Source organism: Anaerobacillus sp. ABA4_114 (assembly GCF_056159065.1).
In genome coordinates this window covers 63676-79131 of sequence record NZ_JBSWUM010000001.1, presented here as the reverse complement: position 1 = coordinate 79131, position 15456 = coordinate 63676, and the positions used below count along the sequence as shown (strand labels likewise).

General features: G+C 43.9%; 8 protein-coding genes, 2 tRNA genes and 1 other RNA gene. 10 read left to right on the top strand and 1 reads right to left on the bottom strand.

Going from position 1 to position 15456, the window contains the following annotated elements:
- The first annotated feature begins 41 nt into the window (after positions 1-41).
- From ACXAEY_RS00375 to ACXAEY_RS00360, 4 genes are all read left to right on the top strand, one after another.
- Positions 42-1148, top strand: a complete 1107-nt coding sequence (locus tag ACXAEY_RS00375) for a homogentisate 1,2-dioxygenase (RefSeq protein WP_474814682.1) — start codon at positions 42-44, stop codon at positions 1146-1148.
- Positions 1149-1246: 98 nt separating this feature from the next.
- Positions 1247-1322: transfer RNA gene (locus tag ACXAEY_RS00370), tRNA-Arg, on the top strand.
- 202 nt (positions 1323-1524) lie between these two features.
- The gene (locus ACXAEY_RS00365) at positions 1525-9741 is read left to right on the top strand and encodes a carboxypeptidase regulatory-like domain-containing protein (protein ID WP_474809736.1); all 8217 of its coding nucleotides are present in this window, start codon (positions 1525-1527) and stop codon (positions 9739-9741) included.
- A 148-nt stretch (positions 9742-9889) separates the two neighbouring features.
- The gene (locus ACXAEY_RS00360) at positions 9890-10876 is read left to right on the top strand and encodes a hypothetical protein (RefSeq protein ID WP_474809735.1); all 987 of its coding nucleotides are present in this window, start codon (positions 9890-9892) and stop codon (positions 10874-10876) included.
- 38 nt (positions 10877-10914) lie between these two features.
- On the opposite strand, the gene ACXAEY_RS00355 is transcribed toward ACXAEY_RS00360, so the two are convergent.
- Positions 10915-11538: a cysteine hydrolase family protein gene (locus ACXAEY_RS00355; protein WP_474809734.1), complete on the bottom strand. Its 624-nt coding sequence runs from the start codon at positions 11536-11538 to the stop codon at positions 10915-10917.
- Between the two features lie 99 nt (positions 11539-11637).
- On the opposite strand from ACXAEY_RS00355, the gene tadA reads away from it, so the two are divergent.
- From tadA to recR, 6 genes are all read left to right on the top strand, one after another.
- A complete protein-coding gene (tadA, locus tag ACXAEY_RS00350; RefSeq protein WP_474809732.1) occupies positions 11638-12144 on the top strand; it encodes a tRNA adenosine(34) deaminase TadA in 507 nt (168 codons plus the stop codon).
- 46 nt (positions 12145-12190) lie between these two features.
- Positions 12191-12283 (top strand) — tRNA-Ser (locus tag ACXAEY_RS00345).
- A 101-nt stretch (positions 12284-12384) separates the two neighbouring features.
- Positions 12385-12651, top strand: an RNA gene (ffs, locus tag ACXAEY_RS00340) — signal recognition particle sRNA large type.
- A gap of 137 nt (positions 12652-12788) precedes the next feature.
- The gene (gene dnaX / locus ACXAEY_RS00335; RefSeq protein WP_270182934.1) at positions 12789-14483 is read left to right on the top strand and encodes a DNA polymerase III subunit gamma/tau; all 1695 of its coding nucleotides are present in this window, start codon (positions 12789-12791) and stop codon (positions 14481-14483) included.
- Positions 14484-14515: 32 nt separating this feature from the next.
- Positions 14516-14842 (top strand): YbaB/EbfC family nucleoid-associated protein, encoded by a 327-nt coding sequence (locus tag ACXAEY_RS00330; protein ID WP_270182933.1) that lies wholly within the window; start codon positions 14516-14518, stop codon positions 14840-14842.
- Between the two features lie 11 nt (positions 14843-14853).
- Positions 14854-15450 carry a recombination mediator RecR gene (gene recR / locus ACXAEY_RS00325; protein WP_270182932.1) on the top strand — a complete coding sequence of 199 codons (597 nt, stop codon included), beginning with the start codon at positions 14854-14856 and terminating at the stop codon, positions 15448-15450.
- Positions 15451-15456: the final 6 nt, after the last annotated feature.

The following is a 15456-nucleotide window of genomic DNA, read 5'->3' as shown; positions in this document are numbered from 1 at the left end:
TTTACCAGAAGGTGGGGGAACTTCCTCATAAGAGACACACGATGTTTAAGAAAGAGGATGGATCCCTTTATAGAGAACAGGTGATGGGGACAAAAGGATTCTCAGGCATTCAGTCCATCCTCTACCACCATCATTTTCCTACAGCAGTAAAGGAAGCGAATTATTTAAAAGATGCTTTACCCGAGTATGAGAAGCAGGATGCATTGAGGCATCGTCATTTCCGTACAGCAGCATACGACAAAAAGGGGGATGCTGTTGTCGATAGGTGTTATTTCCTGGGGAATGAGGATGTTTTGATCGGAGTTGTGAATCCTGCAGAATCGATGAATTACTTTTACCGAAACAGTGATGGAGATGAGCTTTTCTTCGTTCATCATGGTACTGGTAAGATTGAAACGATGTTTGGTGAGATCACCTATGAGCCGGGCGATTACGTGTTGATTCCCATCGGAACGATTTATCGTGTCTTCCCGAACGACGAGAACCGCTGGTTAGTGATCGAGGCAACGAGCGCCATCACAACCCCTAGACGCTACCGGAATGAATACGGTCAGTTGATGGAACACAGCCCTTTCTGCGAGAGAGACATCAGTGGGCCTGAGCGCTTGAATACGTATGATGAGAAGGGTGAGTTTGAGGTCGTTACAAAAGCACGTGGCAGCTTGCATCGACATGTGTTCGACCATCATCCATTGGATGTCGTTGGGTGGGATGGCTACCTTTATCCGTGGAAGTTCAATATCCGTGACTTTGAACCGATAACGGGTCGTATTCATCAGCCTCCGCCGGTTCACCAAACGTTTGAGGGACATAACTTCGTTGTATGTTCATTCGTGCCAAGATTATATGACTATCATCCAGAGTCGATACCAGCACCTTACTTTCATAGTAACGTCGACAGTGATGAAGTGCTTTATTATGTAAAGGGAAACTTTATGAGTCGTAAAGGGATCGAAGAGGCTTCGATCACCTTGCATCCATCTGGTATTCCTCATGGCCCGCATCCAGGTAAGATCGAAGGAAGTATCGGCAAAAAAGAAACGCTCGAGCTTGCTGTCATGATCGACACGTTCCGACCGCTCAAGACGATTGAGCAGGCGAAGGATTATGAAGATCAAGCTTACATGAAAAGCTGGGTTACCGAGTAAACAATCAATTGGGGGAAACGAACGGAAGGCGCGGCTAGAATAATAGCCGCGCTATTACTTTTCATACATTGCCTTTTATTGTATAATAAAATCCATTCGGCCCCGTAGCTCAGGGGATAGAGCAACGGTTTCCTAAACCGCAGGTCGGAGGTTCGATTCCTCTCGGGGCCACCATTCTTTTAATAACATACATAGATCTAGTAACACTCGAACAAAAATTTGTTCGGGTGTTTTTTTTATATCCAGAGTTCAAAAAACAGGCTTGTTCAACAAGGGACAAGGATGGAATTTAAGAACATGTATAGGCCTATCCACCACGACATGTACCCTTTTTATGCATAAACCTATAGGAAGTGAATATTAAGGAGGAAGAATCGTGTCATTTCCGAACGAAAATCAATATACATCCGTGCCTTTGGGAACAGGTTTTTATTTTGATGTGTTCAATGACGAAAATCCAGCAGCAGTAGATTTAGTCGGTGATACATCAAACCCATCGTTCGCCATCGCGTATGATGATACAAATGTCTACTTTCGTTTACGTTTAAACGATGACCCGCGTAATAATAAGAAAACAGGCTTTCAAAATTTTTCGTGGGGTGTTTTGTTTAATACTGGAGGACCGCCTGGAACGTACCAATGGCTTTTAGCTGTAGATGGGCTAAGTGAGGAGCTCGTTCTCATTGAAAACACTAACCAAGAAGTCAACTCATGGAATGATCCAGCTGAAGGTATCAATGGTAGGGGAGAGCCCAATTACTCGCAGCCGATCATAAACTTCGATATCGCGAGGGTTACGCCAGCTGACACAACGTTTGGTGGGAATAACAACGTCTTTCTTGACTTTTTTATACCAGCCAACATTTTATTCGATTTTCTAAACATAACTGAAAACACACCACTGCAGCTTATATCGTTCACCTCGACGAATGCGAACAACTACAATAAGGACTCTTTGAGGATTTCTGAAGGTTTTCAGTTCACCGATGCTTTTTCTGATCCGATCTCAGTAGAGGATACTAACGTAAAAGCAAAACTAGATCTTCAAAAAATACTAGTGAGTGGTCCTACTACAGTCGGGGCAGGAGATGAAGCAGTCTATACTGCTAGATTAGTTGTAGAAAACACAGGACAAAGCAAAGCGAAAACTGTTAAGTTGCAAGATGTGATCGAGTTTGATTTAGTGAGTGGATTTTCAATCATTAGTCGTTCAACAGGTAATGCGTATTATAATGAGCACACAAACACGCTAGGATGGGAGATTGGGATTCTACCACCGGGAGAAACAGCAATCCTTGATTTTGAAATGAGTGGATTCTTCACGACGGATGGAGAACGTGTTCTTGAAAGAGCAAGAGCGATAGGTACGGATGGTAACACAGGTAAGAGAATATCATCCGATACGGTTACGACGGTTATTACTGTAACTAGTAATGGAGGAGTTACCGGGATCGTTAAAAACCACACAACGGGTCTTCCTTTAGCGGATGTTGTCGTGGAACTAAAAGATGGCGCAACAACGATTGCTGTAACGACAACGAACGACAGAGGAGAGTATTCGCTTACTGAGATAGCGCCTGGGTCATACACGATTGAATATTCTAAGCCCAATTTCATTACAAATATCCAGACGGTGGAAGTCAGTTCAGGAGCGATCACAAGGAAAGATGTTTTTCTAACGGAGCTTCAAGGAGCCGTAGAAGGAACTGTTACAAATGGAAGTGGCGGGGCAATTGCGAACGCTACTGTTTTACTCGTCGATTCTGCTGGAAACGTCATCGATGAAGGTACCACGAATGCGAGCGGGGAATATAACTTCCCATCGGTAAAGACAGGATCTTACACAGTTGTTGTCAGCGCGTCAGGGTTTCAGTCGGCTGAACAAGGCGTAATGGTAAAGGGGGGTCAAACGTCGACTGCAAACTTTGTCCTTGAACCGAATCCAGGAACGGTACAAGGCACTGTAACAAATGAAGCAGGTGACCCACTGAGCGGTGCGTTAGTGGAGGTATTGAATTCTGCCGGAACGACAATCGCTAGAGTGTCCACTGATGCTTCTGGTAATTATGTTATCGATGATTTAGCTCCAGGGGATTATCAATTACGAGTAAGTAAAGATCTTTATCGAACATCCGTTGTTGGGTTTAATCTTGATGCTGGAGAAACAAAGAACGTGAACGTAGAGCTAATTGCAAACCCCGGGGCACTGGAGGGAGTTGTGACTGACTCTGCAACATCTGATCCGCTTCCTGGTACAACCGTTCAAGTTGTTGACGCTCGCGGCGTTACAGTAGCATCCACTATGACTGCTGTTGATGGCTCATATAGCTTTTCTAACCTTGCTCCGGGACAATACAGTGTGACGTTTATAAGCGATGGTTACGGATCGAAGACTGTTGGAACAAAAATACGTTCAAACGAAACGACACAACTTAACGTAAGTCTCGATCAACTAGTAGGGGGAATTGCAGGTCAGGTAACAGATAACGATGGGAATGTCCTGACAGGAGCAATAGTCGAAGCATTCTTCAACAATGTTCACGTTGCAACTGTTACAACGGATAACAATGGTTTGTATGAAATCAATAATCTTAGTCCAGGATTTTATACAATCACTGTCTCCAAGATGGGATATTCTACGGAAACGGTTGGTGCATCTGTTGTTGAGAATGAAGTGACTCGGGCAAATGCAACTCTTATTCCTAATCCAGGAACGCTAGAAGGGACTGTGCAATCTAGCGGTGATCCGATTTCTGGAGCTGTCATCACCGTTCGCGATGATCGCACGGAAGCTATTATTACGCAAGTCATCACAGATGATCAGGGCAGATATACGGCACTAGGATTGGCACCAGGACCTTACACGATTATTGCGTCAGCTGAAGACTTTCAAAGTCAATTTAAAGGTGCGACGATCGTTTCAGACCAAACGACTACTGTAAACTTCTCATTAGAGCCAAATCCTTCAAGTGTTTCAGGCACAATCATAAACGGAGATACTGGCCTTCCGATCACTGGTTCTATGATTGAAGTGCAGATTTTTGATGCAGCTGGAACGTTAGTAACAACTGCATTTACGAATCTTAATGGAGAATACGAAGTAACGGATCTTCCACCAGGAATTTATAACATTACTGCGCATGCAGCTGATTTTCAATCGAACTCAGCTACTGCTTCCCTATTACCAGGAGCATCGACGGTAGTAGATATTGAACTTACGCCTGCACCGGGTAATATTGTCGGTACAGTAACAGATAGTGATGGAAACCCGCTTAGTAATGTATCTGTGAGGATCATTGATGATCAGGGACTTTTAGTAGGAACGATCTTAACTGATTCAAATGGAGGTTATGTGTTTAATGGATTAGCACCAGGAAATTATACCGTTACAGCAATTGCTTCTGGCTTTCAGTCCTCTTCTACGGGGGCTATCGTAGAACCTAATGAAACAACAATCGTGAACCAAAGTTTAGAGAGTAACCCGGGCAGCATTTCAGGGACGGTATCTCCTGTCGTTGAAGGTACTACGGTTACGCTAAGAACATCAGATGACCTTTATGTTGCAACAACACTCCTAAATGAGGCTGGAGAATTTACGTTCAGTAACCTCGTTCCGGGAGAATATATTGTTTCCGCTACTGCACCGAATTACCGTGTATCTACAGCGGGTGCTACGGTTGTCGCAGATCAAATAACGTCTGTTGATTTAACGATGCAGCCTAACCCTTCAGAAATGAGCGGTACGATTACTGATCCTAGTGGCAATCCGATTCCAAATGCTACTATTCAAATTATCGATACGAACGGTAGTATATTAGGCTCAGGTGCAACGGACCAATCCGGGCAATATGTGATTGGAAACTTACCGCCTGGATCTTTTTCAGTCATTGTCAGTGCACAAGACTTTGCTTCCACAACTGGTGGGATCACATTAACACCTGGTCAAACTGTAACGGATGCAGATTTTGTCTTGATTCCGGATCCAGGAACCATCGTCGGGCAAGTGATCGACACTTCTGGAAATGGCATTTCTGGTGCCACTGTCATCATTCGAACCTTTGATAATAATCAAATCAAAACGCTTACGACGAATGAGTTTGGAGAATTTATCGTTGAAGGGATCGCCCCTGGTTCTTATACGGTAGTGGCAACGGCCACTAACTTTTCAACGGAATTTGTCGGTGCAGTAGTTGCGAGTAACGAAAATACGATCGCAACGTTAACGCTCGAGAGTTTAGTAGGGAATATTTCAGGATCAGTCGTTGATAGTGATGGCAATTTAATCACAGGTGATAATATTGGCATCAAGTTATTTAGTGCAAGCGGAGCCTTACTTCAAACGTTTGTTGCAAATTCAGACGGGACATTTTTCATTAGTGCGCTACAGCCTGGACAGTACAATGTGAATGCAACCGCCCCTTCTTATACTGCAAACACAGCGAGTGCAAGTGTTATTGCTGGAGCGACAGAAACGGTAACGATTCCTCTTCAACTTTTACCGGCTACTCTTACAGGAAGGGTAACGAATACTGCGACAGGGGAAGGGATTACCGGCGCGGTTCTAACGTTTACAACTTCAGAAGGACTACCGATCGCAACTTCGATCTCAGGCTTGAATGGCGAATATATTGTAGAAAACATCCCAGCAGGTACGGTAGTACTAAGCGTAAACGCAACTGATTTCGGCGCGAAATCCTTGACGACAGTGGTTGAGCCAGGAGAAGTTAAAACGCTAAATGTTGATCTTGAACAGAGTTTAGGATTTTTGACAGGTTATATTACGAATATTGACACTGGAGAAGCGATTTCTGGTGCAGTCATCTTAATCAATGAAAATGGAGAACAAATCGCAACGATTACTTCTGATGAGTCTGGACAGTTTTTAACAGAAGGATTGAGTCCTGGAAACTACCAAGCAGTTGTCGCTGCAGAAGGTTTTACAAGTCGTACAGCTAGCTTTAGTATCGAGCCGAACGAAACAACCGTACTCAGCTTCGCGCTATCACCGATCCCTGGAACGATTACTGGAAGAATCACTAACTTTAATACTGGAAGTCCGATTTCTGGAAGTACAATCGTTATACGCGAACAATCCCCGAGTGGTCCAGTAATCGCTACTACGACTACGAACTCTAATGGCGAGTATATCGTGAATACTCTATCTGCAAGCACATATACGGTCATTGCTTCAGCTGAAGATTTTGGTGCTGCAGAGGCAACAACAATTGTTGGCCGCGGTGAAACCAAAACAGTCGACATTAAGTTGATACCGGACCCAGGAGCTATTCAAGGTACGATTAGAAATGCGAATACAGGTCTTGAGTTATCCGGAATAACGGTAGAGCTATTTAATCAAGATGGCATGCTTGTCTTCACAACAAACACCGATGAGAATGGCTTCTATCAATTTACGGAACTAGAAGCTCTTCAATATAGAGTTGTGACGAGAAACCCAGATTTTCAGACTCAAGAAATTGGCGTCATCGTCACTTCTGGAGACACAGAAATCGTTAATATCAACTTAGACTCAAATCCAGGAAGTATTACTGGTACGATTGTCGATGCAGACACAAATACAAGGCTAGTCGGCGCAGAGGTCACAGCATTCTTCGCTCAGGATCTTGTACCAATCGCTACGACCACGACGAATGGTTTAGGGGAGTATACGATTTCAGGTCTTGTTCCAGGAACGTATACGATCGTCGCGAATGCGGTTGGCTACACTGAAAATTCTACGGGAAGTACCGTTTCGCCAAATGCGACAACACTCACAAATCTATCATTAACAGGTATCCCTGCTAGTCTATCTGGTACTGTGCTAGATGAAAATGGGCAGCCACTCAAAAATGCTGTTGTTAAAATTATCGATGTGAACGGTGTTGTAATCGGAACAAGTGCAGTTGATGAAAACGGAAACTATTCAATAGGAGGATTGAAGCCAGGGACTTACAGAATTTTAGCGTCAGCTCCTGGAACATCTGCACCTGACGTGGGCAGCGCATCGACAGGGGTATCGCTCGTCGCAGAACAAAACAGAGTCGTTAATTTCGTGCTCAGACTAAATCCAGGAAGAATATCTGGAATGGTGTTCGATGAAGTTACAGGAAATCCGGTCGTAGGAGCTAACGTCAACATCCTTGATAGTAACGGGCTAGTCATTGCCACAACGGCAACGACTACAGGTGGAAGTTATTTAGTAGGAGGGCTTGAAGCAGGAAGTTATACCGTTTCCGCAACGAAAGCTTCCTATGCACGGAAAACAGCTGGGGCCATTGTTGAACCTGATCAAACAACGACAGTTGATCTCTTTCTTAAAAGAACGACTGGTTCAATCTTCGGCAAACTTCAGGATGAGACTGGACATCAAATAATCTCAGATACGGTTGGGGTTCGATTGCTTGATGAAAAGGGATTGCTTCTTCAGTCTACCGTCGCTTCGCCAGAGTGCGAGTTTAGTTTTAGTGACTTAGCTCCTGGTCAATATCTTGTAAGCATCAGTGCTAACGGTTATCAATCTAAGGTTGTCCCTGTAACGGTCGTCGGAGGAGAAGTCAGTGAGTTGACCATCACCCTCTTCCGTAATGCGGGAATTATAACTGGTACGGTAACGAACATGGATACTGGAAATGGAATCGCTGGAGCAACTATTCAAATAAAGGACGCTGCGAATATTACCCTCGCCAATGGAGTCACGAATGAAGATGGAAGCTTTACGGTTCAAAATATCCCACCTGGATCTCAGGTAGTCACTGCATCACGCGATGGGTTTGGAACGGGATCCGCAGGTGTAAATGTTGTTGCAAACGAAGTATCAGAAGTCACCATTGCATTAACTCCTAATCCTGGCAGCATCGGTGGAAGTATTACAGACGAAGCAACAGGCTTGCCGGTTCCCAATGCAAACGTACAGGTAATGAACGAAGCGGGTACGATCATAGCAACCGTACTCAGTCAACCGGATGGTCAGTACCTTGTTTCAGATATCCCTTCAGGCGTCTATGAAGTGATCGTCAGTCATCCTGAGTATGGCATAAAGCTTGCAGGCGCGATCGTTGAAAGTAATGAAAAAACTACCCTTGATTTCGCCCTGAACCCAAATCCAGGAAGCCTTAGCGGAATCGTTGTTAATCAAGAAACGAAAGAAAGAGTTTCAGGTGCGATCGTTGAATTAAGGTGGTTGAGCCCTGATGGGGAACTTGTCGCTTCTACTCTAACAAACGAAAATGGAGAGTATTTAATAACTGGACTTACACCTGCCATCTATATGGTGGTTGCATTTGGCGGGGGTCTTGGGAGTGATTTAGCTTCAATCGAAATACGCTCCAATGAAATGGTTGTCCAAAACCTTGGATTGTTTCCACTTCCAGCTAACGTGAGAGGGAACGTAAGAGATGCAGCAACAGGCTTGCCAATCGAAGGTGCACTTGTTCGGTTGGTCACGTCAAGCGGTGGCTTTCTGCAAAGAGGGCAAACTGATCGTGATGGGAATTATTTAATTGAAGGATTTGACCCGGGTGAGTATACGCTCGTTGTTCGAAATGAAACGTATGACTCAACGGCAAAAGAATTTACAGCAGAGCCTCTCGAAACAGCTGAAGTGAACTTTGCATTATCTTTAAGCCCCGGATCTGTTTCAGGTAGAGTGAAAGACGAAAACACCTCAAGATTTGTAGCAGGTGTCTCAATCATTGTTCTAAACGAGTTGAATGTACCGATCGCGAACACACTTACTGACCAAAACGGGAACTATGTGATCAATGGGTTAGCACCGGGCCGTTATTCAATTAGAGCTCTAGCAGTCGGCTGCGATTCAAACGCCAAAGCATTGACGATCGTAGCAGGAGAAACCACTACGGTTAACTTCTTACTAACTGGTGACCCATCGATCGTTAGAGGGAACGTAACAGATGAAAATGGAAATGCACTTAACGATGTAGGGATAACGGTTTTTGACAGCAATGGAAATGTTGTAGGAAGAGGCGTGACAAGTCGAGAGGGCGTTTATGTAATCGGTTATCTTCCGGCAGAAACATTAACTTTTGTTGCATCCTTGCCTGGATTTACACCGGATGAGAAAGTCATCACGTTATTACCTAACAGTGATCGAACTGTTAATTTTGTACTCGGTGCAGCAAACCCAGGTATCCTTTTCGGAAGAGTAACGAGTGAGAGAACGGGTGAGCCAATCGGTGGTGCAACGATCACTGCGAGGAGAAATAATGAGATCTTCGCGGAAGTTTCTACTCGTCAGGATGGAACGTACTCGATGGAGCTTCCAGAAGGTGATTATGTAATACGCGCAGCTGCACCATCATTTGAACCTCAAACAGAACCTATATTTATTCAAGCGGGAGAACGTGAAGAGCTAAACTTCACATTACAAGGCGGCTCGCCACCACGAGATCAGTATTATCTATTTAGCTGTGAGAATGGTGAACCTCTAAAGGTGTCCAATAGTTTTGTGCCGACGCCGTTCACCTTGCTGACGATCGATAGAAAAACAAACTGTGGCTATTTCTCTTATATCGATCTTGGCACAGAAAGAACATTAATCGTTTGTCTAAGCTGCTTTACAATCAGTAGAATCGAGTAATGACATAACCGATGAGTGATCACTCATCGGTTTTTTGTTTTTCTACGAATCCTTACGATGTAACGTTCATTGTTAAAAAATGCAAGCTAAAGAATTGTAAAGGTGATATGATAGAGATAAAAGATTGCTAGGTTGGGAGGCTATCACGTTGGATGAGTGGAAAGGTGCAGCGGCCGATGTGTTTCGAGCCGTACGTATCAATTTAAAATCCGAGCTTTCTCCACTGGTTGATGGGGTGCAAACCCTATTTTCAGACAACCCATGGGGGCAGCTTTTCTTATTATTGCTATCACTTGTGGTCCTAGTGCAGGTCATTAGTCTAGTAGCACGTGCATATGACCGCGCATTTCGGCAGACCATCGAACGTAAGATGGAGACGAACTCGAACATTAATCGTTTTTTTAAGGGTTTCTTGCATCATAGAAGGTCGGACGGATGGATGAATGATACTTCGTGGCTGCAAAAGGAACTGCAGCGCTTCGATCTGTACGAGCTTGAGTGGTTGAAAGCAGAGCTTACAAGTGCTGAAAATGATTTTCGAGATTATCGCCCGCAAACGTTACTTGCTGGAATTCTTTTCTCAATCGTTACGCTGCTTCTTGTATGGTATTACGAGTGGACGATTTTTGAGCAAGAGATCCTATCCTATGTCCTGCCTGTCCTCATTATCACGTGGTGTATCGGACTCGTATCCTATAAGGTAGGAATTAAGAAGCGCTTTTATCGTTCTTTAACGACGAATGTAGAACTTGCGATCCCTACTAAAAAAGTTCAAGACGTGATGAAGTATATCGATTCTGATTTGAAAAGGTACAAGATCGAGCATTCAATTACGGATGGTGGATATTATGAGGTCATTCGGTGTATGACGTGTACGTACCATTCAAAGTATCTAGAAGAAGTGCGTTTTCAAATCAATGATACGTTCCTTTCTTTTAAGGCGGATGAACGCGCAATCGAAGTGACGGTAAGCAGTGAGTATAACCATACATTTACCATCGACCGCCTTGAGTTTAAAAATGGATATTGTCAAAGTCTCAGAAAGGGAAGTAAGCTGTTTGACGATAAACTGATGGTAACGTATTTGAATGCTGCCTTCGAGCAAAGACCAGCTTATTTCCAAACGAGCTCATAATCGACGAGAACCCCTTCTATAGTAGAGGGGGTTCTTCATTATCCTTCATAGGAGGTAACGGTGTTCTTGTCATCAGCTTTTTTCATGATTTCTTTCAGGTCTAGTTCGGTTGAAGGTTGGATGTTTGCCTTTAGGTTTCCTTCCATAAGTTTTAATGCATAATCGTTATCTTCCTTCACGTTCGAAGCGCTGCAGTCACTTGGGATGTATAGTTCATATTCCCTCATATATGCATCGTTGGCTGTGAATAAGACACAGATATTGCCTGCAAATCCAGTCAGAATAAGGGTGTGTACTTTTAGATATTTTAATAAGGAAGAAAGTGGTGTTGAAAAGAAGCCAGAATGCTTCGGTTTGACTACTGTGTAGTCGTCATCATCAGGCGCTAGTCGGTCGACTAGGTGCTTTCCGTTCGCTTCTGCAGCGTAGTTAACGACTTTATTAAAATTCGATTGCCACATACCATAGTTATCGTTCACGTAGATGACCGGCATCCCGTTTTCTTTTGCACTCTTTTTCAAGGATGCAATGCGATCAGCGGCATCTTCTGTATATCTAGCTAGTAATTCTGCGCCTTCAAAATCCATTGTATTGATAACATCGATTAATAGTAATGCGACGGATGATTGCTGGTGTTCGGATTTTGTATGTTCTTTACTCATAAGAACTCCTCTCCTTATAATAGATGATAGAATTGGAAATTGTATGTAGTTTACCCAAGAGTGTAAAGAAATAAAACATTGTAAGAAGGAGCTACTCTAATGGAAGATGCACAGTATAGCGATGGTTATTTTATGCAAAAAGCAATTGAAGAAGCAAAAAAAGCTGAGGCAATTGGGGAAGTTCCGATCGGTGCAGTCATCGTAAAAGATAATGAAGTGATTGCATCGGCATACAACTTAAGAGAATCTGAACAGCGTTCTGTCGCGCATGCGGAACTTTTAGCTATAGATGAAGCTTGTAGAGTGACCGGAAGCTGGCGATTAACAGGGTGTACTCTCTATGTGACGCTTGAACCCTGCGCGATGTGTAGTGGTGCGATTGTACTCTCTAGAGTTGAACGAGTAGTATATGGCGCGAGTGATCCGAAAGGTGGGTGTGCCGGTACGCTTATGAACCTTCTCGACGATAGTCGCTTTAACCATCAAGCAGAGGTAACGTGTGGTGTCATGGAAGAAGAGTGCGGCTCGATGTTATCGACATTCTTCCGTACATTAAGAGAACAGAGGAAGGAAGAAAAGCGCAGAAGGAAAGAAGATAACGTTTGATACGAACAACGCATAGATGTTATATTGTTTCTTGCAATCGATAGATGGAGGCGTACCCAAGTCTGGCTGAAGGGGGCTGACTCGAAATCAGCTAGGGCGTTCACGCGCCGCGGGGGTTCGAATCCTCTCGCCTCCGCCATCTTACAAAAGTTGGAGTATTGGATCTATTGATATTTTCGCTTCGATGCGATATACTAGATTTTGCACGTTAGACGTGCACTAAAAATGTTATCAAATTTGCCGTGCTAGGTGGGGAATTAGCGGTGCCCTGTACTCGCAATCCGCTACAGCGAGACTGAATCCCTTCCCGAGGTTTAGCTACTGCAGGGTCTGCCCTGAATAAGTGGTGTTGACATTCGGGTCCTGCGCAACAGAGTCCTACGAACCCTGTCAGGTCCGGAAGGAAGCAGCAGTAAGTAGGTTCCCTCTGTGTGCCGCGGGAGTGCCCGGATCGAGCTAACTGTTCAGGTAACGCTTGTGGTGGCTTTATCGAAGGAAGGTGCACGGTTTTAATACTTAAATGCTCAACTCACTCTCTAAAGAGTGAGTTTTTTCATGTATAAATTATAAGATTGTTTTTTGAATTAGAAACAACGAAACGGTATAATAGAAAAGGATGAAGAGGTTAGGAGGAGAGTAGGCGAATGAGTTATCAAGCGTTATATCGTGTTTGGCGGCCCCAGACGTTCGAAGACGTAGTCGGCCAGAAACATGTTACACGAACAATTCAAAATGCACTGATGCAGCAAAAAATCTCTCACGCCTATTTGTTTACAGGACCTCGAGGAACGGGAAAAACGAGTGCTGCGAAAATTATTGCAAAAGCAATTAACTGTGAGAAAGCGCCAGTAGCTGAACCTTGTAACGAATGCTCAGCATGTCTAGGAATTACAGATGGCTCGATCTCAGATGTTATCGAAATCGATGCGGCTTCAAACACTGGTGTCGATGATATTCGAGACATTCGCGATAAAGTGAAATACGCGCCGAGTTCTGTTTCTTATAAGGTGTACATTATCGATGAGGTTCACATGCTGTCGACGGGAGCATTTAATGCGTTACTTAAAACACTTGAAGAACCACCAAAACACGTGGTGTTTATCCTAGCGACAACGGAGCCACACAAGATTCCATTAACGATCATATCAAGGTGCCAGCGCTTTGATATGAGACGAATCACGGCTCACGACATCGTAGGGAGATTACAAACAATCATCGAAGCACAACAGATCGCTGTTCAAGAAGATGCCCTCTATCAAGTAGCAAGAGCCGCGGATGGAGGAATGCGAGATGCATTAAGTATCCTTGATCAAGCAATATCCTATAGTGAAGCGGAAGTTATTCTTGACGATGTTCTCGCAGTCACAGGTAGTGTGTCTCAGAAAATGATCTCTCGAATAGCTGGTGCATTTTACGAGAAAGATGTAGCTGAGGCACTAAATGCAGTGGAAGAGCTTATGGAGCACGGAAAAGATGCAGCGCGGTTCTTAGAAGATTTAATCTATTACTTTAGAGACCTTCTCCTTTTCCAAACTGCACCTCAGCTTGAAGAAGTGGAAGAACGAGTGAAGGTAGATGAATCGTTTCAACACCTTGCGAAGAATAGTTCGAAAGAGTGGGTATACAAGGTTATCGAAACACTTAACCGCAATCAGCAAGAGATGAAGTGGACGAATCACCCACGCATATTCTTAGAACTGGCGCTCGTTCAAATTTGTCAGGAAGAGACAGATAGTCAAGCAACTCAAGATCAGAGTGACCTTCTTGACCGTATTCAAAAGCTTGAAAGTGAACTCAACGAGTTGAAGCAGAAAGGAATCGAGGTCAAGCAAGTAGAATCTGAACAAGAAGCTAAACCGAAAAAACAATTTAAACCATCGAGACAGAAATCTAGTGTATCTCATGGTAAAATAAAAGAGATCCTCAAAAAGGCAACGAAACAGGACCTCATGAAGGTAAAAAGTGTCTGGGGAGAAGTAATGGAAAACGTGCGTCAGGAAAAAGTGTCTGCTCACGCGTGGTTAAAAGACAGTGAGCCGGTTGCTGCGACAGAAAAAACGTTCCTGCTTTCGTTCCAATACGAAATGCACTGCCAGATGGCTGCCAAGGATAACATACGAGGGACTGTAGAAAGTGTCCTTTCAAGAACGCTTGGCAGAACGATGGAGATGGTAGGAATTGTTGAGGATGATTGGCAGCAAATCCGTAGCGAATTCCTGAAGACAAGAGACGAACCTGATACAGGCGAAGGTGAAAAATCAGAGCAATCAGGTGAAGATCCACTCGTCTCTGAAGCAAGACGTCTCGTAGGCGATGATCTACTCGATATTCAATCTTAAAAATTCAACTATAAATAAGGAGGAATTGTTTTATGAAACGCGGAATGGGTGGCATGAACAACAACATGATGAAACAAATGCAGAAGATGCAAAAGGATATGGCGAAGGCCCAGGAAGAACTAAAAGAAAAAACTGTTGAAGGTTCTGCTGGTGGCGGAATGGTCGTTGTAAAAGCAAACGGTCATAAAGAAGTGCTTGAGGTAATCGTGAAAGAAGAAGTTGTCGATCCAGACGACATCGATATGCTTCAAGACTTGATCCTTGCTGCAACAAACGATGCTCTTCGTAATGTAGATGAACTCGTAAACAAAGACATGGGTAAATTCACACAGGGACTTAATATACCTGGATTAATGTAGGGGGTATGCAGGTGCATTATCCTGAACCAATATCAAAACTAATCGATAGTTTTATGAAATTGCCGGGAATCGGACCAAAAACGGCGGTCCGCCTGGCTTTTTTCGTGCTAGAAATGAAAGATGATGATGTGTTGGATTTCGGTAAGGCGTTAGTAAATGCAAAGCGTCAATTAACATATTGCTCAGTCTGTCATCACATCACTGACACGGATCCTTGCCGAATTTGTTCAGATAGCCATCGAGATGAGACGGTTATTTGTGTCGTACAAGATGCGAAAGATGTTATCGCAATCGAAAAAATGAAAGATTACACTGGTTTGTACCATGTTCTTCATGGTGCTATCTCTCCGGTTGATGGGATTGGTCCTGAGGACATCAAAGTGCCTGAGCTATTGAAGCGTCTACAAGACGATAAGGTTACTGAGATCATCCTTGCAACAGATCCTACCATTGAAGGAGAAGCCACAGCCATGTATATCGCCCGGCTCGTTAAGCCAACGGGTATTCGAATCACGCGTATCGCGCACGGTCTTCCTGTCGGAGGCGACTTAGAATACGCTGATGAAGTGACACTCTCTAAAGCATTAGAAGGACGACGTGAACTATAGCAGCAG